We start from the raw sequence: 25,725 nt of genomic DNA, 5'->3' as shown, positions 1-25,725 counted from the left end.
ATATGTTCATGATCCCCTACATCGATAACTCCGCTATCAATACTCCCGACTCCCGCATCGCTGCATGGCATCCTATTTGGAAGCGCAACCGCGATGTCATTGAAGGCGAGCGGATGGTTAAGCCAGCGGGCCGCACGTATCTCCCCGCACCTCCCGCACCTAAAGGCGATGAGAAGGATGAGGTCTACAAAAACACAGTAGCTCTTACGCCGTTCTTCCCCGGCGCGGCTCGCACGCATGAGGGCTTGATGGGGCTGATTTTTCACAAGCCCGCTAACATCGAAGATGGTGGTGTCCCCGACATTCTCGAAACGATCACGCAGGACGGCTACAGCATCGATCACCTTGCTGAAGATGTTGTTAGCGAGTTGATGATTACCAACTTCGTTGGCCTCGTTTGTGATTATCCGGTTAGCGAGAAGCGTCTAGATGCCAGACAGGCACAGCTTCAAGGTGTTCGCCCGTTCATCGGCCTGTATCAGGCTGAAAGCATTCTTGGGATCGAAACAGGCGTCATCAATAACCGCCAGCGCGTTACCCGCGTTCGTCTGGTTGAAGACGATGTTACGATCAGAGAGCTACGCCTTGATGATGGTGTCTACTCGGTCAACATCTGGAAAGCTAATGCCGGAACATGGGCAATCTCGCAGACGATTACCCCGCGCAAAGGCAATGAAACACTAGACGAAATCCCGTTCAGCCTTGTCACTTCAAACCGCAAATATCTCCCCGCGAAGGCAAAGTTGAGCGATGTCGTCAATGTTAATCTGGCGCATTACAGCGCATCGCGTAACCTGAAGATTGCCGAATTCTGGGCTGGTAATCCGACCCCGTATCTATTCGGCACGAAGGTCAACAGCATGGCGCTTGGACCGGGTAACTACCTAACCGCTGAAACTAACGGCTCTGAAATCAAGGTTGGGATGCTTGAGCCGACTGGCGGAGCGCTACCCGGCTTGCGCGAGTCCGTCGCTGTTCTTGCCAATGACATGGCCAAGGTAGGAAGCCGCGTTCTGGCGGCTGAAAAGGCCGCTGTGGAGGCTGGCGAGACGCTGGCGATCAAAACCGCTTCAGAGAACGCCGTGGTGGCTGGAACGGCTCGCCTATCCTGCCATTGGCTGAACGATCAGCTTGATTGGGTTGCCTACTGGTTGGGACTTGAGGAAGGTTCGATCAGCTACACGCTAAACACCGACTATCAGGCGGCGAAGCTTACCCCTGACGAGCGCAAGCAGCTTGTGGAGGAGTGGAAGGCGAACGTCTACAGCAAGGATACGCTGATCGATCAGATGATTGAAGGTGGCGCGCTACCCGAAAGCTTTGATCGCGAGCTTGATCAAGAGAAGCTTGGTGAGGAGATCGCAGATCGTCCGCCCGTAGACAGCATCATCCCGATGACGACAGAGACCAACGCTACTGTTCCACCGCCCGCTGATCAGGGAACTACACCGCTGGCCTAAATACCCATATGGCCTTCAACGATACTGATCTTTCCAACACCCTCATTCGCCACGCTATCGCGAGTGAGGGTTTTGGCGCGGACTTGGCGAACAAGATCGTCCGCTTGCTTAACAGCGCTGATGATGAACTGGTTGAGACAATCGCCAGCCGATACGCGAGCATGAAGGCGAAGGGATTCGATAACGGACCCGCTACCACCAAGCGCTTTGAGGACATGTTGACCTCAATCCGAACGGTGAACACGAACGTTTACAAGCAGATTGCTTCGGGTGCGACGGCTGATCTTACCGAACTGGCGAAACACGAAGTCGATTTTACCACCAGAGCAGCGAAGAAAGCGGGCGCGGACCTAACGGGACGCGTGCCATCCGCTGCATATCTCAAGAGCCTTGTAGAGAACACGCCGATCCCGGTTGATCAGCATGGCGCGGCCCTACTGAAGTCATGGGTTGAGGGGATGGACCAAGGACGCTTCAAGCGCCTTGAGGGGGCTATCAGGCTCGGCATCGCACAAGGTGAGGCCACAGACGGTCTGGTTAAGCGCATCGCAGGCACGAAGGCGCAAGATTACACAGATGGCTTGATGGATATCTCGCGACGGTCCGCACAGACCTTCGCACTAACCGCGAACTCACAGGTTCAGAACGCGGCACGTCTCGACACCTTCCGTAACATGCGGAACATCAAGTTCGTTGAGTGGTCCTCTGTTCTAGACAGCCGCACTTCCCCGATATGCCAGACCCGTAGCGGCAAAATATATCCGATTGATTCCCCGCATGTAACACCACCAGCGCACCCGCGTTGTCGCTCGCTGTTGCTACCGCGTAAGAATGATACCGATCCGCCGAAGCACAAGCCTTACAGTCAGTGGAAGGCCGAACAGTCTGGTGAGGTTCAGGAAGAGGTATCGAAGGACAAGCCGCTTACACTGGACGAACTAAAGAAGCGTGATGAAGCCAATCTGGCCTCGATACCGGAAGTGGAGAAGCCAAAGCGCTTCACCAGCCCGGTTGATAAGACGGTAACGGCGGATACAATCGCTGTAGTCCCGCGTAAAGAAGCTGTTAGAAGCATCTCCGCCAAAGTGGCTGATGGCGCAAAGGATGAACGCTACGATCCAGTTCGCGAGTTCAAATCGATCAAGGATACCGACTTTGGCAAGGTCGCCATGGGGACCGGCTTCACGGACAAGGGCGCTAGCATGATCGCAGCGCTCTGGCCTGAACTCGATACGCTGGCTGATGCCTTCAAGGTTCCGCGTCTACGCGCCATGAAGCAAGGCGTCGGTAGCTATGTCGCGACCATGGGCGATGGCGTTCTCACCATGAACCCCGTTTACTTCAACGGATATGCGGAGATCATCGGCGGTGGCGAGACCGCTAGCGCAGTCGCTAAAGCCATCGCGGCACGAGATGCGGCAGCGGTAGAGCTAAAGGAGCTTCGCGCGGAGATCGATGCGCAAAAGACGAAGATCAAGGCGCTAGAAGGTGATGCCCAAAGGGATGCGGTAATCGCGTATCACGGCATGGCCGATAACTTCAACGCCAAGCGTAAGGTATACATGGCGCTTGATAAAAAGGTTACGGCGGCACGCCGAACCGAAGGCGCGTCTACCCGCCCTGTATCAACATGGAAACCCGGCGATGATGTTAAGGATCGTCCCCCAATCGCTACCGATTACTTCGATGGCATTGATCGCGCTCGCCACGTCATGTTCCACGAGTTTGGCCACCAAGTCCACCAGATGCGTAACAAGGCTGGACGGCGTTCAAAGGTCGGAAGACCACCGCTTGAGAAGCAACTAGCAGAGATGTTCTTTACGAAGTTCCATGGCGCTAGCCCCGGCAATGGTGGCGGTGTTGGAAGCGCGAAGAAAGCGCTTGTGAGTAGCACATATGCTACAACCAATGAGCATGAATGGTGGGCGGAGAGCTTCGGCCTCTACATGATGGGGCGACTGGACTTGGTTGATCCCGACCTGAAGACACTGATTGAACAAATTCTAGATGAGGCATCAAAGACATGAACGCACTTGATCAAATCACCCAACTTGTAAGCGAACGCGGCAACAAGATTGACCGTGATGACTTGAACACAATCATGACTCTGGCGGTTGATATCCCGCTAGAGGACAGTGATTACCTCGGCTCTGTTTTCGAAGGCATCATGCTTACCGTTAGCGATCCTCTCTATGTCGGGAACCTTACCGTGGAAGACCTTGAACGCGTCTAACTAAATAGAGGTGTAGCGGGAAGCCCGCTGCATCAACGCGGGAAGCCCGCACACCATCGGGGAAGCCCCGCAGGAGAATGATGACTGATAAGACCAACGAAACTGAAACGCCTAATGATGATGTCTCTGGCCTGAAGGCCAATAACGCGGACCTGAAGAGCCGCCTCGATAAGGCCACCAAGGCTAACAAGACCCTTGAGGACAGACTGGACCAACTGGAGGCCGCGCAGAACGACGCAGCCGACACTACCAAGAGCGAAGTTGAGAAGGCACAGGCCAAGCTCCAGCGCGAGATCGACAAGCTCACCACGCTGAACCAGAAGCTCAACAGCACCCTAGCCACCAAGACCATCGATGGTGCGATCAGCGCCGCTATCGCCAAGGCGGGCGTTCTTCCCGAACATGTCGCCATGCTCACCAAGGCCCTCAAGGCTGATGCCAGCATGAACGATACCGGCGAAGCCGTGACGCTAGATGGCACTTCGTTTGAAGATCACCTCGGCTCCTACTTCGCGTCCAAAGAGGCGAAGTCATACATTGCCGCGCCCATGAACAGTGGCGCTGGTGCGGCTGGTTCCAGCGCAAAGGGCAGCATGTTTGCTGGTGAACCAAAGACCGCTGAAGACTTCAAGAAGTTTGAGGAGCTTGCCAAGACTAACCCCGCCGAAGCACAGGCTTACGCTAAAACTTGGAACTGGCCTACTCTCGATATCTAAAATCGATCCCTGAATACATCGTTAAATAAATATCCGTGGAGCCGAAAAGCTCCACGGCTCCAACGCGGGCCGTCTAACCGTTTAAGTTGGAGCTAAAAGCTAAACATGACCACACAGACCCGCATTAGCGACCTAGTTGCATCCCCCGGCGTTCTTGCGCCTCTGGTTGCACAGCGTTTCAAGATCAATAACACCCTCATCACTTCCGGCCTCGCTGTTACCAGCGCCCTTGTTCAGTCGCTGATGAATGGTGGTTCACAGGATCAGGGCGTTAAGTTCATTAACAAGGTTGATACCACGCAGTTCAACCACTCGAATGACAACTACGATGATAAGGGCGCAGTCGGCAAGCTGACTGGCGGAAGCTACACGGCTCACCGTTTCGACCTTAACTGGGGTTGGGCATACACCGACATGTTGAACATCATCACGAAGTTCGACCCGCACACCTATCTTCCGGCAGTGGCTATCCCGCTTTTCTGGAACGAAGTTGCGGAGAACTTTGCAGTGGCATCGATGAAGGGTGCGATTGCATCTGACGCAGAGATGACGCTTGATGGTGGCACCTCGGCATTCAGCGTTGATATGATCATCGATGCTGAAGTTGAGCTTGATGGACCGGCAACGAATCTGATCGTTTCCAAGCGCACGCTTGCCAAGCTGAAGAAGGCTAACGCCGCAGCTTATCAGGGTCCGCAGTCGGACGTGAACATTCACTTCGCAAAGTATGCCGATTACAACCTGATCGTTACCGAAGCATTCGGTGATGAGACGACCATCATCGCTAGCGATGGCGCTCTAGCATTCGCTACCGGCGTTGTTCCGGGCGAAGTCGCTATGGAGTATGGCCGTGACGTTGATGCCGGTAACGGCGGCGGCGGTGAAATCCTCCGCACGCGTCGTTCGCTCGTTGTTGCTCCGCAGGGCTTCAGCTACACCGGCACCATCGGTGAGAATGAGATCGAGAAGCCTTCCCTTGCGCAGCTTGCAAATGCTGACATGTGGGATCGTAAGGCTGGCCTCGACTTCATCGGGTTCCGCGCGATCAAGCACGCGAAGTAATCCACGGATTACGCACGATTGAGGGGCTGGTGGAAACACCGGCCCCTTTCTCGTTTCAGCCTAAATACTTGATGACGATCATCAACGATAGCTACGCGACGGTTCAGGAAGCCGATCAGTATCATTCCATTCGACAGAACACCGCGTGGGATGACGCAACCAACGATGCACGCGAAGCCGCGCTGGTTCGTGCCACCGATTACATCGATGCGCTTTACCGCGCGAAGTCGCCCCGCATGGTCTGGCTACAGCCCCTCCAGTGGCCAACGCTGGAGGATGCACAGGTTCCGGCCTCTGTGGTCCGTGCGACCGTTGAACTAGCGCTCTACGCCCTCACAGGCCCCCTATTCGGCCCTCCAGCCGCACGAGGCATCAAATCCACCAAGCTTGAGGGCGATGCCGGTAAGAAGGAAGTCGTTTACGACGATATCACCTCTGGCGACCCCTACCCCGCGATCACCAACCTATTGGCTGATGTCGCGTTCCTGAAGACCTCCGTCGCTACTAGCGGCGGTAGCCTGATCATCGGGAAGCTAACCTGATGGCTAGTTTCCTCGAAGAGATGCGCTTGCTTCCCGGCGAGCTATTCGATGCTCTTGAAGCGCCAACCATCACGGTAACTCGCTCGGTTCGCCTCCCCCGCACGGACGCGCAACGCGATGCCGGTAAGAAAGCACGAGTAGAGACCACCACCTTCACTACACGCGGCTTTCGCAAGGATCGCGAGGTTAAGGCTGATGACGGGCTTACCACTACCGAAACCACCGCTAGCATTCTCGGCCTCATCAAGATCGATGACGTAATCCAGTTCGAAGCCAGTGATCGAACCTACAAGGTATCAAGCTCCAAAGAGATGGCACCAGACGGCGGCGAGCCTTCGATGTGCAAGGTTGTAATGCGATGATGAAGATTGATGCTGACTTCAGCCAGATTACCGCGATGCTCAACGCCGACGAGATCGAAGAGGAGATGTATGAGGCGATGGAGGATATGATGAACGATATCTTCATCGATCTTACCGCGTCCCCGCCTTCCGGCACGCCTGTTATATCTGGCGCTCTACGCAACGGTTGGCAGATCGACACCAGCGATCCGAAGAACCCGGAAGTCTATAACCGCGTCCCGTATGCGGAAAAGATCAACCGTAAGTCGCGCCAGTCCGTCCCGCGCTTCGTTGATAAAACCGTTGATAAGCATACGCGCTAAATACATCGTGAATAACCTTGATGACATTCTAGCGATCAACGCGCGCTTCAGACAGACATGGGATCAATCGATTCCCTACATACTGGATAATGACCCCTCGATAGAGGAACCGGGTGTTCTTTACGCTCACCTTCAGGTTGATCCGGGCAATCGGGACCGGCTTTCTATTGGTCAGCGCTCTTACAAGCAGATCGGGCGCATCATCCTTGATGTCTATGTTCCGGCTGGCGATTCCGTTGAGGAAGGTTGGGCATTGATCGAACAGTTCAGCGCAGCGTTTACCGACTGGCATACTGACGATTATCGTTTGCGATGCGATCCGCCTGAATATCGAACAGACGATGTAGAAGTTAACTGGTTCATTATCACGGCTAGCGTTCCCTACACAGCGGAACACTAAAACCTAATCGCCCGACCCTGATCTTCTAAATATGTGTGGAGCGATGCTCCTACCACTAATTTAGGAGCTTACACTCGTGGCTAACCCCTCTGATACAACCTACGCAATCGTTGCTAATACGGCGACCGGAACGCCGGTAGCACCGGTTTTCAATATCATCGAGAACCTTAACGGCAATGATATCACGTTCGACTACAAGACGCTTACCAGTGAAGCCTTGAAGGCTAACCGTGATGTTGCCGACATGGCATACACTTCGGGTTCCGGCACCGGTCCAATCGCGCTTGAAGTTAGCCGTAGCGTCAACTTCGAAACGCTGATGCTCTCCGCAATCTCGGCAAAGCCGTTCACCGCCAATGCGACTACGGCTGGCACCACTGATAGCGCGTTCACTTATGAGAAGACGATTCGTCATAAGAACACCGAAATGCATTACCGCTATTTCGAGCAGCAGGCGACGAAGATGACGCTTTCTGTTGCAACCGATGCATACGTTAAAGCGACTTTCGATACGCAGGCGCTTGATTGGGAATACTCCACTTCGAAGATGACCGGCGCAGAGTATGTCATTCCAGCTTCCGGCCCCCGCCTGAAGGGTGAGGACATGGGCGCTATCAACATCGGTGGCCTTGACGTTGATTACACCTCGCTTGAACTCGTGGTTGATCAGGCGCGCGAAGTTCAGTTTGCTCTCGGCAAGCGTAACGGCATCGGTCAAAGCACCTCGGCTAACCGCATGGTTACGCTTACGGTTAAGGCTTACCGTGAAGACCTCAACCCCGAGTTGCTGTTTGGCGATGCCAAGACCGAAACCGCAGTTTCCTTGAACCTCGGCAAGGCTGGCACCGGCTACGGTTATGAGTTCCCGCGCATGCTGGTTTCGGTTCCGAAGCATGAAGTCTCGGGCGCAAGCGAGCTAGTCAACCTGACGCTCACTGGCCTTTATAGTGATGTCGCTGGCTTCGCCATGCGCGTTACCAAGCTGTAATCGCACTACCTACAAGAGTTGCGATGAATGGGGCGTGGTTTGGGAAGCTAGATCACGCCTTCATTGCGTCTGACTAAATAGCTTACAACTCTTGTAGGAGCTATTAATAATGACTGATGCAAAAGCATCGATTGATGACGATTTCGCATTCATCGAGCGTTACGACGCCGAACTAGCCGCTGGTCGGAAGTATGAGGTGATTGATGAAATGGGACGCAGCCACGGTATATTTGACCTAGCGCTGTTTGATATGACGACCGATCACTTCCGTGTTCGTATGGAAGACATGGCGGCGAAGTTTAAGACCAAGGACGGTAAGCCCGATCCCAAGATCAAGGAACTGACTGAAGATGAAATGAAGCTCAAGGGCTTCGTTGAAATCTGTGTCAACGACTGGAGCGGCGTTAAGAACAAGGCTGGAAAGGAAATGCCGTTCACCAAGGAGCGCGCTTTTGCCTACTTGAACCATCCTAAAGGCGCGTTCGCCATGCAAAAGGTTCTCGCGTTCGCTTCAGACCTGAAGAACTATCAGCCTAAAGGACAGGACGAACTACCAGAGGGAAACTAATACGCCGTTTGGAATTCGAGGTTGCGCAGGGCGACAGCCTCGGAGACCTTATTAAGACGGCGCAAGGCTCTGGACATAAGGCAAAACGCGCACAGCGTTCCCTTGATAAGATTCCTAAACTCACACCATACGAATGGTCTTTCTGGCGAGCTTATGGCCAGATCGCGACTATGCGACCACCAGCGATGGCGGGTGTTCTCCGCCTTCCTTGGGATAAGATCATTGATTACGCCAAGTATAACGAGATGGGCAGGATGCACACTAACATCCTAGTTCGCGTAATAACGAATATGGACATAGCTTATGTGAACGCGGTGACGAAGAAACAGGCGGAGGAGACGGCGGCTAAATAGTTACATGGCCGCTTCCGCTTCAGCAAAAGTTATTCAAATCCGCACAGACACCGCTCAAGGTGTAGCTGGCGTCAACGCTCTTAATGCAGCGTTCGGACAACTCGCAAATCAGAACCAGACGATTGCAGCGCTTACCGCGCACATCGCCGCTCTTCAGGCCGCGCTTAATGGTGCGGCTGGTGGTGCAGGCGGCGGCGGCGGCGGTGGTGGTGGCGGTGGCGCTGGTGGTGCAGCTAACCGCTTCGGCGCTCTTGGTGCGGCGGCTCAAGCAGCGATGCAGCGCCTTTCGGGTATGTCTGGCGCTCTTGGCGGCATGGCCTTTGCTGGTGCGGCTCTAGGTGCAGCGGCAGCGGCTGGCGGTTTGATCGCTCTCGGCACGGCGGCTGTTCAGGCCAGCGCGCAGATGGAGACATACCGCGCGAGCCTTACCACCGTTCTAGGTGATACCGAAAAAGCAGGGATGGCGTTTGATCGCCTTACCGCATTCGCAGCTAAAACCCCGTTCTCCCTTGATCAGTCGGTTCAGGGCTTCATCAAGCTGAAGGCGCTTGGTCTAACGCCATCTGAAGCGGCGATGACCTCTTACGGCAATACCGCATCCGCGATGGGCAAAGACCTTAATCAGATGATTGAGGCTGTTGCCGACGCATCAACGTCCGAGTTCGAACGCCTCAAAGAATTTGGTATCAAGGCCAAGCAGAATGGCGATCAAGTCGCGTTCACCTTCCAAGGCGTAACCAAGTCGGTTGGTAACAACTCGAAGGACATTCAGGCTTACTTGATGGCCATCGGCAACACCAACTTTGCTGGTGCGATGGATAAGCAGGCCAAGACCTTCAATGGTGCGATGAGCAACCTTGAGGACACTTGGACACAGACGCTAGCCGCGATTGGTGATGCTGGCCTTGCTGATAGCATGGGCGGTGTGATCAGAGGCATCACTGACGGACTATCAGAGGCAAAGCCGCTCTTGGTCGCAGTCGGTTCGATGATGGGCGGTATCGTTGACGGTATCGTGTCCGTTGGTTCCGGCATCGGTTCAATGTTCTCTTCCATGCTCTCGAATGGTGGGCAGGGATTGACCTTCCTTGAGACCCTAACGGTTGCGGTCAACCTGATCGGCCAAGGCTTTCAGGTTGTCGGCTCGGTTGTCGGCGCTGTGTTCAGTGCCATGGGGCAGATCGTCGGCGGCATCACGCAAGGTATCCGATCCGTTTTCGGGCAGCTTTGGGATTGGCTTGGTGTCAGTTCCAGCCAGACCAGCAACCAAGTCGGCACCAGCTTTCTTGGCGCTCTACGCGCTGGCAAGTTCGTTGCGCAGAACCTCCAGACGATCTTCAGCACCGCTCTAGGCGCTATCGGTGGGGCGTTCTCCATCGTTGGCCAGCGCATCACAGCGTTCTTGAGCGGCGACTGGAACGCCTTTGACGGCATGGGCGGAGCGCTGAAGGCGCAGTTCGTGGCGGCTGGTAACGTCCTGAACGGGATCGCGGTGAAGGCCAACGGCATTGCCAACGATAGCAAGGGCGCGGCGGCGGCTTGGGACCGCTTGAGAGGCAAGACCGATAAGAAGGGTGGCCTCTCACTCGATCAGCTTGCTGGCGCTGGCGTAGACCCCGCCAAGGCGGCTGGAAAGGGCGGCAAGGGCGGCGCTGATGATGCAGCCAAGAAAGCCGCTGATCGCGCCAAGCGTGAAAACGACTTTTGGGAGACGCTGAAGAACCAGACCACAGCGGCTGGCATGCTCACCAATCAGGCTGAAGTTTATAACAAGCAACTTGAGTATCGTAAGATCATCGAACGTGATCTTAACGATGGCGAGAAGACGCGTATCGCGAATGCGCTAAATGAACTTAACACCGCCAAGGCACTAACCGGCCTGAAGCAAAAGCTGTTTGAGGCACAGAACCATTACACGATTGAGCTAGGACGCGCGAAAGGTCTTACCGATGCACAGCGTGCGGTTGAGAACGAAATCTTCAAGGATCGCGAAGCCAACCTGAACAAGGGTGTGGACATCAACACCGCAGCTTACAAGCTGGAGGAAGATAGTCTTCGTAATCAGCTACTGAAGAACAAGGCGCTTGATGCACAGAACGACCTTCTAGCGAAGGCGCGCGAGTTCGCCGCACAGCTATCCTCTGGCTTCAAGGCATCAAACGACCTGAAGAGCCTGAACGATCAGTATCAGGCGTTGGTTGATGGCATGGCCTCTGGCGATATCAGCAAGGATTTTGCGGATCAGTTCCTTGCTGGCTTCAACACCGCAAAGACCAAGATCGAACAGGATGCCATTAAGGTTCTTCTCGACATGTCCCCTTCGATGGATCGGGATGCACGCACGCAGTCGGCTAACAACCGCTTCAGCGAGGCGATGGCGACAATCGGTAATGCGAACCTCTCGCCTGATGCACGTAAGAAGATTGAGAACGAAATCTTCGGGGCGCATCAAGCCGCACTGAACAAGATCAAGAACGAAGTCTACGACGACTGGACCGATATGTTCGACAGTCTGGCGGATACCTTCGGCGGTAAGCTCGGCTCTGTGTTCTCCAAGGTTGGTGACTTCCTTAACGACATCACGCGAAACGCCAACGGCGAAGGCACCGGATGGGCAGCGAAGCTATCGAACATCATTGGTGGCAAGGGCGCGTTTGAATCTAGCTCAAAGGGGTTCCTTGATCAGACGAGCAAGATGTTCAGCAACCCGGTTGGCGCGCTCACAGACGGCTTCAAGTCGTTCAAGGACATGTTCAGCGGCAACCTCGCTAACGGCATCGCCAGCGGCTTGGGCAAGATGCAGGCTGGTGGCCAGATTGGCGGCATGGTCGGTGGCCTTGGTGACATGCTCGGCTTGGGCAAGGGCTTCAGCAAGGGCGCAAGCATTGGCGGCACCCTCGGTGGCCTGTTTGGTCCGGTTGGCTCCATCGTCGGTTCGCTCGGCGGTGGCCTGATCGGCAAGCTCTTTGGCGGGAAGTCGCCAGAGGCTAGCGCAGCGTTGTCCGTCCTAGACGGCAAGGCGATTGCTGGACCTACTAGCGGTAGCAGCAAGGCAACCGGCACCGCAGCCGCACTGGCGGGCAACGTAGCAGAGCAGCTTAACAGCCTCGCAGCCGAACTGGGCGGAACCATCGGTTCGCTCTCTGGCGTGTCCGTTGGCTACCGACCCGGCCACAAAGCTGGGGCGTTCAGAGTCGATACCTCTGGCGGTGGCAAGCTAACTGGCGTTGCCGCGTTCGAAGATGAAGCTTCGGCAATCGCCTTCGCTATTAAGGATGCAATCGCTGATGGTGCAATCGTCGGCTTGGCTCCGCTTGTTCAAAAGGCTCTCGGTAAGCTAGGCGCTGATGCCGCTATTCAGTTCTCCAAGAACTGGACCAGCGTCATGAACGACTACACCGCCATGACTGATCCGATCCGTGCGGCTGTTGATGCGATCATTAAGCCGCTGGACTCGCTCAAGGCTACGATGATCAGCGTTGGCGCAACTACTGAAGACCTCTCGCAGATCGAACAGTATCGCACGCTGAAGCTGAACGAAGCCCTCAAGGCACAGGTTAGCGGTCTAACTGAAACCTTGAAGATGCTGAACGGCGATGGTTCGGGACAGACGAAGCTTGCACAGCTTGACTCCAACATGGCGGAGTTCAAGGTGATGGCTGATAAGATCAGCAAGGGCGATATGAGCGTTGATAAGGACGCCTATACTAGCCTTGTTGAAGCCATCCGTTCGGGCGCTAGTGAGGTATACTCGACCGGCTTGCCACAGTTTCAGGCAATCAATGACATGCTGAAGACCACCACCACCGCATTCATCGGAGGTGTTACCAGTCAGTTCAATACGGCGGCTGGTATCAACCCGACCGTAACGGCTGTTGATAACACCTCTAGCGTGATCGCGGCGGCGGCTAACACCGCCAAGGCACAGGCGGATGCCTTGCTTCAGCAAGCGGCCCTTCAGACTGACTACCTCCGCCAGCTTGTTGCGGGTTCAGGCGCTACCACAAGTGGTGTTTCCCCGGCTAACAAGCCAGCACAGTTTGAGGCGATCAACGGACGCTACACGCAGGCTGTCTACTAAATACCCATATGGCAGATGCAAACCGTGCGGCGTTCGTAACACAACCTTACCGCTACTCATTCAACAAGACGACCGATCCCGGTATTCTGGCGATCTATCCGAACTCGCAGCCTATCACGATTGACACCAATCTTGATAAGGCTGGAGCGGAAGAACTAGCTGTGGCGATGTTCAAGGTGATCAAGTCGCCCGGACGAACCTTCACGCTCACAATCGCAGACAAGATGTTCCTTGAGGACTTCATTGCGCAGCCGCCCCGCTATGTCTGTGTGTTCGATCAGCACCCCTCGGCAGGCACGAACATCATCTACACAGTAATCAACGCTCGCCTTAATCAGTTTGCAGACCGCACCACATTGACGGTTCGCGCACAATGAGCGCGATCTTCCTGAAGCCAATGAGCTTCACCGCCTCTTCAGCGTCCCCCGCCCCTCTGATGGGCAGCGTTAAGAACATGACCACCGACCGCGCCACCTACTGGAGCGGTAACGGGACAAGCAGCTTCATCATCGATCTAGGGGCAGACCATAAGCCCTACGACATGATCACACTGGTTGGCACGAACCTCAACGCAAACGATCAGTGGCAAGTCACCACCGCAACTAACGCAGCCGCCACATCGGTAGCCTATCAGTCCCCTACGCTCTCGGCATGGGCGGGCATGGATAAGCCGGATGAGCTTAAAGCGAAGGCGTTCTTCCGTTTCCCGTCACAGCGCAACGAGCGTTACATTCAGGTCAACTTCGTATCAACGAATCCGACCGTTGAGGTAACGCGCCTTGTCGTCGGCAAACAGATTAAGGTTGGTGGCATTCAGCCGAACGCTGAACAAGGTTTTGACGACCAATCAGTTATTACCAGCGGCGCTGGCTACTACACCGTAAGCCGTAAACAGGTTGTCCTCTCGTGGAAGTTCACCACGACATGGATCAAGCCGCTTGATTGGCGCTTGCTCTGGAACCCGTTGATGCTTTGGGCGGGTTCATCTCGCGCGCTTCTCTTCATCCCGTTCGATGGCGATTCTACGGCGTGGCAAACTGAAGCCGTGTTCGGTCGCATTACGACCAAGGCTAGCGGCAAGATTGATGCCTCGGAACAGTATATAGTTGACGCGACCATTACCGCGCTTGCGCCCTAAACCGGCGAGCGCGGTAACGCGCTAAATAGTCCGTGAACAACTTTCTAGCAGAAATCCAAGCAATCAAGCCCGACACGGGCGCTATCGTAATCGTGCGTATGTGCGCACGCCAAGCAACCAGCGCGGGCATCTACCTTGATGGCTTCGAATGGACGAATTGCGTTACCGAAGGCAACGAGACCACGCTCTCATGGTGGGGTTCAAAGCAGCCACAGCCGCTGACTGTTAGCTATGGCCAGATCAACTTCGAAGTAAGCGAGGATATGGACAACCTCGATTGGGCAAGTCTCGATTTTGACGGTTCGCTTGCTACGGTTTGGGTTGGTGAAGATGGCGCGGACTTCGCTGATTACCAAGAGACCTTTACCGGCTCGGTTGGTCCGTTCATCCGCGACACCGACACCACAGGCCACATCGCGCTCTTGGGACCGGAAGCCGCATTGGCTCGCGATATCCTCACAGAATACAGCGGCACTGGCGATATCGAGGGACCGGCTGACACGCTCGGCAAGCTCAAGCCCTATGTGGCTGGCCTAGCGCTCAACGTCACGCCAATCCTAATCGATCCTATCCGGTTCATCTATCAGGTTCACGGCTACGGCCCCTGCCCTGTCAACACGATCTACGCGAACGCCCTCCCGTTCGGGCAAAGCGTTACGAACTACACCAGCTATGCGGCCCTGAAGGACGCCAAACTTCCGAACGGCTCTTGGGCAACCTGTGAAGCGCTCGGCCTGTTTCGCATCGCCAATGACGTGGGCGGCGCGGCGATCACGGCTGATGTCGGCACGCCCCAGACCGTTGGCTCAATCGTGGTGCAGCTTCTCAAGCTCGCTGGCCTATCGAACAGCCGCATTGGCTCCAGTTGCTACACGGCTGGACGCTTCACCAACTTCTACCTGACTGATCAGGCGCAAGTGATCGACATTGCGGGGAAGGTCGCGTTCGAAGGTTCGCGCTACCTGATCGCGGATTCACGCGGGCGCTTCGAACTCGGACGCTACCAGAGCGATGCAACACCCGGTATGCTTCGCAGCGACGGTAGAAGCGATCCGTTCGTTCTCCCCGATAGCATCACGCAGGAAGCCAAGGGCGCACCGCCATGGCGTCTATCAGTTGGCTATGAGCGTTCTTGGACCGTCCTGACTGGTAGCCAGATCAGCCCGCTGATCGCCACGCTTGGCGCGGACTTGGTAGCACTGAACGCGAAGGCACAGGGCGCGCTAGACGCGGCTGAACAGGCGTCTGTTGATGCAGCGCTGGCGCTGAAGCGTATTGAGGAGATCGGCGGTGATGGCGTTCTCACTCGCACAGAGAAGATGACGCTTGAGCGCGAAATCGAAGAGATCACATCCGAGAAGCGCGGACTTACCGCGACGGCTCAAGGCTTTGGTCTGGCAACGGCTGTATACACCACCGCCTATGATGCCTTGCTGGCTTACATCGATACGCTTAACCTTTCGGATACAGATAATAACACGGCTGTTGATCCCGAGACCTTCAAGGGGAAGTTTGCCGCTTACTACGTCGCGCGTCAGAACCTTGAGAACGCCATCTTCAACGAGACCGCCAAGCGCGCGAACTGGAAGAACGTAGACGAACGCCCCACTAACCTGAATGAACTTGATCCAGAAAGTGGCGGTAAGCTTGATGGCATTGACGACAACGCCACTAACTCTGGCGATCCGAACTCCCCGTTCGGTAACGGAACGGTTGGCGATGCACAGGCGGCGATTGATGCCGCAAAGGCCGCAGCGGACCTAGTTCGTAAGACACTACCGGGACGTGTTGATGCTCTAATCATGGAGCCAATCGAGAAGATCAGCGCGCTACAACTCAAAGCCAGTTCAGCCAATCTGAAGGCCACCAAGGCGCTTTCGGATAAGAACGCGCTCGCTGTTACGACGCTTGAGACGAAGATGGATGAAAGCGGGCGTATTACCTCTGAACAGATCACACAGCTTACCAGCCGCGTGAAGGAAGGTGAGGATACGGTTGAAGCTGGTTTCCTTGAGGTGAACCGCACGATTGCGGATTCAGAGAAGGCACTGGCGGAAAACATCATTCTTACCATCGCCAAGTATGGCGAAAGCGCATCCGCTAGCATGGTTGAGGAACGGCGTGTTCGTTCATCGAAGGACGAAGCGCTAGCCGAAGATATTGAACAGATGGCGGTTGATCTAACCACGGAGTTTGGCGACAAGCTTACCGGTCAGATCAACGATGTTAAGCAGATCATCGCAGACGCAGACGGCATCATCGGCACGCGTATTGAGGAGCTTGGCGTTAAGCTTGTTGAGGATGTTGAAGGCGAAAAGCTAGCGCGTGAAGCCGCCATCAAGGTGGTTGAGCAAACCATCATTGATACTGATGGCGTTACCGCTGGTCGCGTGGATACCATCTCTTCACGTTTTGAAGACTTGAGCAAATATACCGGTGAAGTCGCGGACTCGGTAAATGGCGTTAACGGTCGCGTTGATGTTGTAGAAGGCGTCATTCAGGTTAATCAGGAAACGAGCGCTAAAGAGAATGAAGCGCGGGCGGAAGAGACACGCATTCTGAAAGCCGCTCTCGACACTATGAACTACGCGGCTCTTGAGCAGGACTTTAAAACCTACGCCACCAAGCTTGACGGCATCGGCGCTGAATACACGCTCAAGGTTCAGACCATGCAGGATGGAACACCAGCGGTAGCCGGTATGGGCATCGCGATAGAGAAAGGCATTAGCGCGGTTAACTTCCTCGCTGATAGCTTCCGCATCTCGGTCCCCGGTGTAACCGCACCCGTTCAGGTCTTTCAAGCAGATGCGCAGGGCGTCTACATGCCCAACGTCCGCGCCGATAACATCAAGGCGGGCGCGATTGATTTCGAGTTCGTCAACAGACAATCGCTACTCAATCCCGATGGTGGCTATCAGATGCTACCGGGTGGCCTTATCATCATGTGGGGGCGCTATCGGGCGTTCATTCGAAGCGAGTCGGTGTTTACGGTCTCATTCCCAATGCCGTTCCCTAATGTTTGCTTGAGCTTTCAGGCTACGCCTTACTTGAACGTGTTCAATAACGAGCGCGATCTTTGGGTTCAGATCATTGGCCAGCCTTCCACGACTGGCGCTAACGTCGCGACACAGGCCGCGCGCTCAAATGATCAGAACCTTGATGGCTTTGATTGGATCGCGTTTGGGCGCTAAACCGATGGCGAGCCGCTACAACTAAATAGTAGCATGGCTATATTTGAATCCGCAGGGACGATTACACTAACGAACGGCTCCAGAGCCGTTACCGGAACTGGCACCTACTGGGCAACTAACTACCCCGGCGTTCTCTTGATCGTTGATGGCGCTACCTACCCGGTAGAATCCATCGACTCTTCCAACGCTATCACGCTGGTTCAGCCGTATGGCGGCGAGACGCGTTCGGGTGCGAGCTACACCTTCGCACCAGTGCAGCCAGAGAACTACCAGCTAGCCAGCAAGGTAACGGAGATTATCGAGATCGCTGGTTCGCTGGTGGACGCCTCGCGCGGCCCCGCTGGACCGGCTGGACCGGCGGGCACCGTTGGACCGGCTGGTAAGAATGGCGAGACGGCGATTGGCGCTGTGGTTGGCCTTACGCAGTTCGCTGGCCAGCCCGCTGGCGGCTCTGGCGTGAACCTCATTGTTCCAATCGCACAGGGCGAACCGGGCATCACGCTTACGCAGTCGTCTACGGTAGTCCTGCCCTACGACAAGCCGAACGCTGGCATCGGACTTTGGATCAACGCGACGACCTCGGGTTACGCGATCACGCTTGGCTTGACGAACGCCCCGCTTCCACAGCCTACGCTACCGTCTGAACCGGTTGATCTATCCGGCTCGACAACGATCTATGGCCAGCCCGGAACTGTCATCCCGGTTGGCATCTTCGTCGGTGGTTCCTCGGCTGACTTCACCGTCATCATTCCTAGCTCGCTACCGATCCGCGTTGAGCGGAAGACGAACATCGTTGTCCCGACGAACACGAAGTGGACGCTTGGAAGTTCGGGCGCACCCTACGCCGCAACCGGTAACGCAGCCTCCAGCGATGCCGCCTTCAACAAGTCCGGTAGCGGCTTCGCTTTTCGTAATGGCCACGTTGTCGTTAATCAGGGAAGCTATCTGACTACCACGGCTTTGGCGCTCGATTTTACGACGAACGCTAACGAGATCATCACGCAGACTCCGCCTACCCTGAAGATGAGCTTCAAGGGCGTTTGTCCTCCAGCCGCCAACGAGGCCATCCTTCTCAACCTGATGGACTACGCCACGGGTGGTTTGACCTTCGGCCCGTATTGGGATGGAAACACGCTCCAGTTGCGCATTCACCGTAACGGCTCCAGCGAGAACATCATTAGCGACTCATCGGACGCGCGTGTTCTTGGCACCAACCAGCTTTATGAGGCTGAATGGATCGATAACCCGAACGGCCCCGGTGGTTCGGTTAAGTTCTACGTTGATGGCGTTCAAATCGGCGCTACCAAGCAGTCTACGGCTAAACCGCGCATTGCTTCGGCGGCAACGCTGGAGATCAACGCTTCGGTTGGCAACACCTCGCAGTCAGTCAATAACCTTGAGATTGAGTATGTCGGCATCAACGTCGGCAAGCCTGCTATCCAGAGCAACTATGAAGCGGTTAGCAGCGGCGCTATCTCGCGTGCTGCTCTTGAAGCGCTGGTGATTGATGCGCGTAACCTGACGACCAACCAGCCAGCCGCACACCTCACCTACACCGCCAATGGCATTCAGACTTACGATATCGAGATGATCGTTGGTGAGATGATCGTTCCGACTGGACGCGCCTATAAGGCGGTTCTTGAAGACTGGTCTTCCGGCAGCGCTGTTGAGCATCCTAATCATCTGGTTATGACCCGTCCTAGTGCGCAGAACTGTAAGTTTGAGGATGTCGGCCTATACGCCTCACAGGCGACGTGGACAGAGGTTCTACCGGTTGGTCCTGTTCCAAGCATCGGCGGTATCAACTACTACTGTGAGGGTATTCGCATCGGAACCTATGTTCAGTTCCAGTTCGGCTACGACTGGAATACGGACACGATGCCCTTCGTCCCGTTTGGTGATCCGCAGAACAAGAACAGCTACATGGTTCCGCACAAGTGGCGCATTGAAGACAGCGCGGGAACCGTCTTGGCGCGTATCGAGAAGCCGAATGGTGAACCGCTCAACAGCAATAGCAAGCCAGCCGTATGGCAGGGTTCTTATGATGGGCGCGGTGTTGCGATCATCACAAAAGAAAATCCGTGGTATCCGCATGGCACCGTTCGCGCGGGCGTCATCTGGCGTAGCCACGATCCGGTTGAATACTCGCAGGCGCAGATTTACGCGACCGTTCCCGTTTACGACATGCGCGTTCCGTTCGCCTCCAAGGTTGGCTACTCGGTTAACGGCGGCGATGCTCGCGTGTTCAGTGATGGACAGGCGAACGGCTTTGCCAACTATCGCGTGATGGAATGGGAGCAGACGACTTACCTCGATATCCAAGCCAAGGCACAGGCGACTAAAGACCCGTGGAAGGGTAGCGTTTACTCCCCCTCTGGCGCGGTTCCAAACGCTGGCATCTGGCTCAAGTATACCCCGTTCAACCAGATGGGCCGCTCGCCTATCACGGGACCGGGCGGCGTGCGCGATGATCGCCAGATCATGCCTGAACCAGTCGCGCTGTATGCGCGTGATGTGACCTCAAAGCGTCCGCATGATGATCTATCGATGAAGAAAATCACGCTAGACTATCTCACCGGATATGTAAGCGATCCTTACCACACCTTTGAAAACGGACGTAACAAGCCGCTCTTCAAGGGCAACCAGCGCCGCGCCATTACCGCCCGTAACCATTACTACGGACCGGGCGAAGCCACTACGCCAGCTTCACAGGCATACTACGTGCAGGGCGGGCGTCCGTATGAATGGGCGCAAGGCACAAGCCCGCTTCGCGTCAAGGTTCCTTATGGGGGTATCGATCCGACAAAGCCGGTATTCGGAACCAACCAGATCGATGAAGCGCATGGCCACCAGTTGCCGCACTGGGGTTCAATGCTTTTCCAGACACCAGAGTTCGCGTTCCTTGGGCATCGATTCTTCGATCAGGTGAAGCTCTATCATAACGGCATTCTCGGCTTTAACGACTCCAATGCGGAGTTCTATGAGCGTGGTGCAGCATGGAAGTTCTTCCAAGCCGCAATGGCATGGAAGACGGCATCGGCTAACAGTGACAGGCTGTATAGCCGTGCGGAAGTGATGGACTTCATCACGTTCGACTTCGAAAGCTTCTACGACCTCTGGTATGATGCGACACCGGGATTCCTTAATCCGCCAACCAACATCATGGTTGATGGTGAGATCAACCAGCAACTAGCGGTGTTTGCGGGTGCGGCTCGCTTTGGTCCGGTTCAGTTCAACGATGACGGCGTTCATTGCCATGATTTCTTCTCGGGTTACTGGCTATCGGCGCTTCATGCAGCGAACAAGATTGGCTTTATTGACGCGCTCAAGGCGGCATCGCCAAAGGTTAAGGCTGTCACTGAATGGTTGCTCTCGGTTCATCGCAAGCGCACCGTAGGACGCGTGAACGATGGCGCGCGTATCAACCCGACGCGTGGCACAGAGTATCTAACCAGCTATTGGACGGTTGACGAGATCAAGGCCGCTGGCGGTGATGTCTCGAAGCTTCACCAGAGCTTTGCAGCCGTTCAGGCGGCTCGCACCTCACCATCTTGGGATACCTATACGTGGGAAGGTCAAACCAACTCGCGTGATGGGCAGGCAATGGATCAGATGCTTGCTGGACCGGCCCTATTGAAAGATTTGGGCATGACCGGCACCGACATTAACAACGCGGTTAGTGCGGCTGAATCCCGTTTCCAAGAAAAGCTGGTGGCTGAAACCGCCAAGGGACCGAACGAAGCCGGTTCAACTTGGTTTGTCTACCATCAAACCACAAACAATCGCCCTTACAAACCGTAAGATCGCACTACCTGAAGCCTCATTAGCCTCCGGGCTGGTGGGGCTTCACTTTAGCTAAATATCCGATGAACTCCTCCATCGTAATACATGGCCGTGAAGGCTACACAGCGCTTATCAAGTCGATTGTAGACGGATCGGTAATCGATCTATCCGCCGCAACGGTCTATTTCGAAATCCCGTCTGTTAATCTTCGCGCTCGGCTTCCGGCTGATCCCGTTGAGACAACCTCACTTCGTCTAACGCTTGAGCGTTCCGAAGTTGAGAAGCTTTCCACCAGCCCTAGCGAATTCGCAATCATTGACGAAACCGGCCTTCCGGTAGTCATCAAGAGCGGCACGATCCAGCGCAACGGTTACAAGGGTGAACCGAAGTGAGCGCGGGCGATAACATCGATGATATCATCATCGTAACCGCACCCCTCCCCAATGTCCTGATCACACAGGCACAGCCTACCGCCATCGGCGTGAAGGGTGAGAAGGGCGATCCCGGCGAAGCTGGACCTACGGGACCGGTTGGACCGGCTGGCAAAGACGGCGTTGATGGTCTGAACGGCTTGAATGGCGTTGACGGACTGAACGGACGCGATGGCGTTGATGGTCGCGTTGGCGATGTCGGACCGGCTGGAGCCGATGGAGCCAAGGGAGATCGCGGCGCTGATGGCGTAGCTGGAGCCAAGGGAGATCGTGGAGAACCCGGCTCTGATGGCGAGCGTGGTGTTGATGGCCAGACGGGCAGCAAGGGCGATACCGGCGCGGTTGGTCCCATTGGACCGGTTGGACCTCAAGGCGACCGTGGCCTTACCGGAGCGGATGGCTCGCAGGGTGTTGCGGGCGCGAATGGACGCGATGGCCGTGATGGTTTTCAGGGACCGACTGGATCGAAGGGCGATCAGGGTGAGACTGGAGCCAAGGGAGATCGCGGCACTGATGGCGTAGCTGGAACCAAGGGAGCCGATGGAGCTACCGGCGCGACCGGCGCGGCTGGCGCTGATGGTCTACCGGGTGCGAAAGGCGACAAGGGAGACAAGGGCGATACCGGATTGCAGGGCATTCAGGGTATCCAAGGCGTTAAAGGCGATACCGGCGCTACCGGCGCAAAGGGTGACACCGGAGCCACTGGCGCGACTGGATCGGCGTCTAACGGCTTGCCGACTGGCGGCACGAGTGGGCAGATTCTTACCAAGACCGCATCTACCGATTTTACCTCGGCTTGGCAGACCAAAACCTTCCTTGCAGTCGCTGGATCAGGGCGCGAGCTTCAATACAAAAACGGTAACGCTCTAGCGGCGGCTTCGAAGGTGTCGGTTCACACTGATGGTAATCTGATCTTTGGCGGCGATTCTGTAGTTCGCTCGGCTAACATCGCAGGGCGTTCATTCATTAGCGCTAGCGATAGCTACAGCCTCGCTACTGAAAACCCACTTGGCATATCTCCAGCGTTCTCGACACAACGAGAATGGCAGGCGCACGGCGATACCCTTAATATCAGTTCAAAGGCTTGGGACGCGACATATACGGGGACTGCCACACCAGTTCAGATGGCGTCGGGTGCAGCGCTTAATGAACCGCAGATCAGCTACGAAACCGCCGCTTCAGCGGGTTCGGTCGCGGGGATGGTTTGCGCCAATCCCGTCATTAAGAACACAGCCGACAATATTAGCGGGTTCTTCGTTACGCTTCGTCTACGCATTCCAGCTTGGACAGCGGGACAGCGCTGGTTCGTCGGCTTGACGACTGATGGTAGCGCACCGACAGATGTTGACCCGTCAACGTTGACGAACTTCATCGGCTTTGGCGTCAACAGCGCCGATACCAGTTTGCAGTATATGACACGCGCTACCGGCGCTTTGACAAAGACGGACATCGTTATGCCGCCAGCGTTGAGCGGTAACTTCTACACGTTCATGTTCCATCTCCCGAGTGTCGCGGGCAACATAAACGCCATCGTTCGCAATGGACCTTACAACATGGGTAACGCCACCACCTCGCTACCAGCGGGGCGGTATTACCTGAAGGCTTACATGTCTACCGGAGCAACCACAACCAAGGCAGCAATCAGCTTTAGCCGTGGTTATATTGAGCATGTTTATTCGGTCTACTAATCCGTTGGGGGCTGTGTCATCGCTACACAGCCCCTCTGGCTTAACACCGTTCTAAATACCGCTATGGCACCTAATAGCCCCTATCCTGATTCGTTCCTCGGCAACGGTTTTCTGTTTGGCGGCGCGTTGTTCGCGCTAGTCCTGATGACCTGTTTCGCGATCCTTATCTTCACAGTTTTCGCTAAACAGCTTTGGTATGACAGGCATCAAGGCATCAACCCCGCCTCAATATTCTGTAGCGTGTTCCTCACCATATCATGCGCGATGATTATCAGATGCGCGCCTGAAGCCGTTTGGATGATCAGCTACGCAGAGCTAGACCGCTATCAACGCGCCACAGTCGGCAACGTTAAACGGTTCCTTGACCTCTTTGCCCTCTTTCCGGTTGGCCTCTGGATGAGCCTTATTCTGATGTGGAAGGATGAGATTCTATTGAAGCTCAAGGCTCCTACAGCCCGCATATGGGTTGATTACCGCATCACTCCCTTGAAGCGTGTCTTGCCTCTCGCAGCCCTATGTATGGCCTTCGCGCTATTCGTTACTCTCGGTCGCGCTTATTCTTAAATAGAGGTATGCTAGAACGACTCGCCAGCGCTGGCGTCCTGATTAGCGCTTCGGCCTCGGCAGCTAGCGTTACAGCGACGGTAGACCCCTCCCCAATCGCAATTTTTGCACCCGTTCTAGTGGCATGTATAGCCGCGTGTTTTGCTCGCTTCATTGCGATCTTCGGCCCCCAGAGCCGCAAGAAAAAGGAATGGCGTTACGAAGTCGCCATCATCGGACTGTGTGTTCTCGTGTCTGGCGCGCTCGCTTATGATCACGCTTGGACCGTTGGAATGTCGGCTATGTATGGTGGTGGCATCGGCGGCATTGGAGCCGGTCTAAAGCCTCTCCTAGAAGGCTTTGCTCGGTCCGCGATAACCGCTCTGGCCAACGCCCTGAACCCTCCGCCTTCCCCGTAACCCTTGCGCGGTGTTCCCGTCCTGTTCTACTGGGGCGCATGGGCGATTTAGCTTACTTCACCACCTTGGATTACGCCTCCCACAGGGCGGATATGCGGATCACATGCGAATGCGGGCGCATCATCAACATCCCGTTTTCCAACGTGTTCGCCACGTTCGGTGGACTCCCCCAGCATGTTGACCGGGTGAAAAGGCGGCTGGTTTGCAAGCGGTGTTTCAAACGAGGAGCGGTTACGATTTCTCCGGTCCCAACCGTGCGAAGATGACTTGAAAGGGGTCTCACTACGGTCGAGCAGCGGCCCCGACACCTTCGCCTGATAGTCCGCGGCACAGCGCGGTGCCCGCGCACAGGCAAGGCCGGCATCGCCGAGATGACCGCAACGACACGGATTCATCGCCGCGATCAGCTGGACGCGCGCGGGGAAGGTCACATGCGCATTGGCGCGCGCGACGCTGATCGTTCCCGTCTCGAGCGGCTGGCGCAGCGAATCGAGCACCGCCCGCTGGAATTCGGGCAACTCGTCGAGGAACAGTACACCCAGATGCGCCAGGCTGACCTCCCCGGGCTTCACCTTCAGGCCTCCCCCGGTCAGCGCAGCCATCGACGCCGAATGATGCGGGCTGCGGAACGGGCGGGTCCGAGTCAGCCGTCCCCCCGACAACGTGCCTGCCACTGACTGGACCATCGACACTTCGAGCGCCTCGGCGGGGTCGAGCGGCGGCAGGATCCCCGGCAGGCACGCCGCCATCAGCGATTTGCCCGACCCCGGGGGCCCGCACATCAACAGATTATGCCCACCCGCCGCAGCGACCTCCAGCGCACGCTTGGCGGTCTCCTGCCCGCGAACCTGCGCAAGGTCCGGCCCGGCCGGCGCGACATCGACCTCGCCGGGCTGGGGCGCGCGCAGCAGGCCATGGCCTTTGAAATGGTTGATCAGCGCGAGCAGGTCGGGCGCGGCGACCACCTCGATCGAACCGGCCCAAGCCGCTTCAGACCCTTGCGAGGCCGGGCAGATCAGGCCCTTGCCCTCGTTCGACGCATGCAGCGCGGCGAGCAGGACACCGGGCGACGCGGTGATCCGCGCATCGAGGCCGAGCTCGCCGACGACGACATAATCGGCGAGCATTTCCGCATCGATCACCCCCATCGCCGCCAGCAATGCGAGCGCGACAGGAAGATCGAAATGCGATCCTTCTTTTGGCAGATCGGCCGGCGACAGGTTCACCGCGATCCGTTTCGGCGGCAATGCCAGCCCCATCCCCGCGATCGCGCCGCGGACCCGCTCGCGGCTTTCGCCGACCGCCTTGTCCGCCAGCCCGACGAGGTTGAACGCAGGAAGTCCCGGAATCAGCTGAACTTGTACTTCGACGGCGCGCGCTTCCAGCCCGAGATACGCCACCGTCGACACGATCGCCGCCATGAAAATCCCCCGCCGCGTCGCTCGTCATGGCGGATCGCCACCGT

Annotated in this window: 20 protein-coding genes; 19 read left to right on the top strand and 1 reads right to left on the bottom strand. The window is 56.1% G+C overall.

The features are described 5' to 3' along the window. Positions 1–2 precede the first annotated feature (2 nt). The 19 genes from IFS44_RS06280 to IFS44_RS06190 all read left to right on the top strand — a co-directional run bounded on the left by IFS44_RS06280 (position 3) and on the right by IFS44_RS06190 (position 23,862). On the top strand, positions 3–1,460 hold the full coding sequence (locus IFS44_RS06280; RefSeq protein ID WP_192097833.1) for a DUF4055 domain-containing protein: 1,458 nt from the start codon (positions 3–5) through the stop codon (positions 1,458–1,460). A gap of 8 nt (positions 1,461–1,468) precedes the next feature. Then, complete coding sequence (locus tag IFS44_RS06275; protein ID WP_192097832.1) at positions 1,469–3,487, top strand: minor capsid protein; 2,019 nt, start codon at positions 1,469–1,471, stop codon at positions 3,485–3,487. Then, positions 3,484–3,693: a hypothetical protein gene (locus IFS44_RS06270; protein WP_192097831.1), complete on the top strand. Its 210-nt coding sequence runs from the start codon at positions 3,484–3,486 to the stop codon at positions 3,691–3,693. The genes IFS44_RS06275 and IFS44_RS06270 overlap by 4 nt, the downstream gene beginning before the upstream one ends. Before the next feature lie 80 nt (positions 3,694–3,773). Continuing rightward, on the top strand, positions 3,774–4,409 hold the full coding sequence (locus IFS44_RS06265; RefSeq protein WP_192097830.1) for a hypothetical protein: 636 nt from the start codon (positions 3,774–3,776) through the stop codon (positions 4,407–4,409). A gap of 105 nt (positions 4,410–4,514) precedes the next feature. Then, positions 4,515–5,471, top strand: coding sequence for a hypothetical protein (locus tag IFS44_RS06260; RefSeq protein ID WP_192097829.1), 957 nt, complete (start codon positions 4,515–4,517; stop codon positions 5,469–5,471). Between the two features lie 71 nt (positions 5,472–5,542). Further along, positions 5,543–6,013, top strand: a complete 471-nt coding sequence (locus tag IFS44_RS06255) for a DnaT-like ssDNA-binding protein (RefSeq protein ID WP_192097828.1) — start codon at positions 5,543–5,545, stop codon at positions 6,011–6,013. Further along, complete coding sequence (locus IFS44_RS06250; RefSeq protein ID WP_192097827.1) at positions 6,013–6,375, top strand: hypothetical protein; 363 nt, start codon at positions 6,013–6,015, stop codon at positions 6,373–6,375. The genes IFS44_RS06255 and IFS44_RS06250 overlap by 1 nt, the downstream gene beginning before the upstream one ends. Next, on the top strand, positions 6,372–6,677 hold the full coding sequence (locus IFS44_RS06245) for a hypothetical protein (protein WP_192097826.1): 306 nt from the start codon (positions 6,372–6,374) through the stop codon (positions 6,675–6,677). Before IFS44_RS06250 ends, IFS44_RS06245 begins: the two co-directional genes overlap by 4 nt. Positions 6,678–6,684: 7 nt before the next feature. Further along, a complete protein-coding gene (locus tag IFS44_RS06240) occupies positions 6,685–7,077 on the top strand; it encodes a hypothetical protein (protein ID WP_192097825.1) in 393 nt (130 codons plus the stop codon). Between the two features lie 76 nt (positions 7,078–7,153). Next, positions 7,154–8,065, top strand: a complete 912-nt coding sequence (locus IFS44_RS06235) for a phage tail tube protein (protein WP_192097824.1) — start codon at positions 7,154–7,156, stop codon at positions 8,063–8,065. 109 nt (positions 8,066–8,174) lie between these two features. Beyond that, on the top strand, positions 8,175–8,633 hold the full coding sequence (locus tag IFS44_RS06230) for a hypothetical protein (RefSeq protein ID WP_192097823.1): 459 nt from the start codon (positions 8,175–8,177) through the stop codon (positions 8,631–8,633). A gap of 357 nt (positions 8,634–8,990) precedes the next feature. Beyond that, the gene (locus IFS44_RS06225; RefSeq protein ID WP_192097822.1) at positions 8,991–13,067 is read left to right on the top strand and encodes a tape measure protein; all 4,077 of its coding nucleotides are present in this window, start codon (positions 8,991–8,993) and stop codon (positions 13,065–13,067) included. Positions 13,068–13,075: 8 nt separating this feature from the next. Further along, complete coding sequence (locus IFS44_RS06220) at positions 13,076–13,444, top strand: hypothetical protein (protein ID WP_192097821.1); 369 nt, start codon at positions 13,076–13,078, stop codon at positions 13,442–13,444. Next, entirely contained in the window at positions 13,441–14,205 is a 765-nt protein-coding gene (locus IFS44_RS06215) for a hypothetical protein (protein ID WP_192097820.1), read from the top strand. Before IFS44_RS06220 ends, IFS44_RS06215 begins: the two co-directional genes overlap by 4 nt. 32 nt (positions 14,206–14,237) lie before the next feature. Next, positions 14,238–17,396, top strand: a complete 3,159-nt coding sequence (locus tag IFS44_RS22760) for a gp53-like domain-containing protein (RefSeq protein ID WP_192097819.1) — start codon at positions 14,238–14,240, stop codon at positions 17,394–17,396. Between the two features lie 33 nt (positions 17,397–17,429). Then, the gene (locus IFS44_RS06205; protein ID WP_192097818.1) at positions 17,430–21,197 is read left to right on the top strand and encodes a hypothetical protein; all 3,768 of its coding nucleotides are present in this window, start codon (positions 17,430–17,432) and stop codon (positions 21,195–21,197) included. A gap of 65 nt (positions 21,198–21,262) precedes the next feature. After that, positions 21,263–21,571, top strand: a complete 309-nt coding sequence (locus IFS44_RS06200) for a hypothetical protein (protein WP_192097817.1) — start codon at positions 21,263–21,265, stop codon at positions 21,569–21,571. Continuing rightward, complete coding sequence (locus IFS44_RS06195; protein WP_192097816.1) at positions 21,568–23,298, top strand: collagen-like protein; 1,731 nt, start codon at positions 21,568–21,570, stop codon at positions 23,296–23,298. The genes IFS44_RS06200 and IFS44_RS06195 overlap by 4 nt, the downstream gene beginning before the upstream one ends. A 63-nt stretch (positions 23,299–23,361) precedes the next feature. Beyond that, positions 23,362–23,862: a hypothetical protein gene (locus IFS44_RS06190; protein ID WP_192097815.1), complete on the top strand. Its 501-nt coding sequence runs from the start codon at positions 23,362–23,364 to the stop codon at positions 23,860–23,862. Between the two features lie 445 nt (positions 23,863–24,307). Here IFS44_RS06190 and IFS44_RS06185 read toward each other — a convergent pair whose 3' ends face one another. Beyond that, a complete protein-coding gene (locus IFS44_RS06185; protein ID WP_244649948.1) occupies positions 24,308–25,681 on the bottom strand; it encodes a YifB family Mg chelatase-like AAA ATPase in 1,374 nt (457 codons plus the stop codon). Positions 25,682–25,725: the final 44 nt, after the last annotated feature.

Source organism: Sphingomonas sp. CFBP 13706 (assembly GCF_014842355.1).
Taxonomy (GTDB): Bacteria; Pseudomonadota; Alphaproteobacteria; order Sphingomonadales; family Sphingomonadaceae; genus Sphingomonas; species Sphingomonas aerolata.
Note: the sequence above shows the minus strand (reverse complement) of the source record. Positions and strands in the feature narration are given on the sequence as shown.

What these genes read in the sequence shown, in the direction of transcription:
- IFS44_RS06280 (WP_192097833.1), top strand. Translation starts at nt 3, where the DNA reads ATGTTCATGATCCCCTACATCGATAACTCCGCTATCAATACTCCCGAC.
- IFS44_RS06275 (WP_192097832.1), top strand. Translation starts at nt 1,469, where the DNA reads ATGGCCTTCAACGATACTGATCTTTCCAACACCCTCATTCGCCACGCT.
- IFS44_RS06270 (WP_192097831.1), top strand. Translation starts at nt 3,484, where the DNA reads ATGAACGCACTTGATCAAATCACCCAACTTGTAAGCGAACGCGGCAAC.
- IFS44_RS06265 (WP_192097830.1), top strand. Translation starts at nt 3,774, where the DNA reads ATGACTGATAAGACCAACGAAACTGAAACGCCTAATGATGATGTCTCT.
- IFS44_RS06260 (WP_192097829.1), top strand. Translation starts at nt 4,515, where the DNA reads ATGACCACACAGACCCGCATTAGCGACCTAGTTGCATCCCCCGGCGTT.
- IFS44_RS06255 (WP_192097828.1), top strand. Translation starts at nt 5,543, where the DNA reads ATGACGATCATCAACGATAGCTACGCGACGGTTCAGGAAGCCGATCAG.
- IFS44_RS06250 (WP_192097827.1), top strand. Translation starts at nt 6,013, where the DNA reads ATGGCTAGTTTCCTCGAAGAGATGCGCTTGCTTCCCGGCGAGCTATTC.
- IFS44_RS06245 (WP_192097826.1), top strand. Translation starts at nt 6,372, where the DNA reads ATGATGAAGATTGATGCTGACTTCAGCCAGATTACCGCGATGCTCAAC.
- IFS44_RS06230 (WP_192097823.1), top strand. Translation starts at nt 8,175, where the DNA reads ATGACTGATGCAAAAGCATCGATTGATGACGATTTCGCATTCATCGAG.
- IFS44_RS06225 (WP_192097822.1), top strand. Translation starts at nt 8,991, where the DNA reads ATGGCCGCTTCCGCTTCAGCAAAAGTTATTCAAATCCGCACAGACACC.
- IFS44_RS06220 (WP_192097821.1), top strand. Translation starts at nt 13,076, where the DNA reads ATGGCAGATGCAAACCGTGCGGCGTTCGTAACACAACCTTACCGCTAC.
- IFS44_RS06215 (WP_192097820.1), top strand. Translation starts at nt 13,441, where the DNA reads ATGAGCGCGATCTTCCTGAAGCCAATGAGCTTCACCGCCTCTTCAGCG.
- IFS44_RS06205 (WP_192097818.1), top strand. Translation starts at nt 17,430, where the DNA reads ATGGCTATATTTGAATCCGCAGGGACGATTACACTAACGAACGGCTCC.
- IFS44_RS06200 (WP_192097817.1), top strand. Translation starts at nt 21,263, where the DNA reads ATGAACTCCTCCATCGTAATACATGGCCGTGAAGGCTACACAGCGCTT.
- IFS44_RS06190 (WP_192097815.1), top strand. Translation starts at nt 23,362, where the DNA reads ATGGCACCTAATAGCCCCTATCCTGATTCGTTCCTCGGCAACGGTTTT.
- IFS44_RS06185 (WP_244649948.1), bottom strand. Translation starts at nt 25,681, where the DNA reads ATGGCGGCGATCGTGTCGACGGTGGCGTATCTCGGGCTGGAAGCGCGC.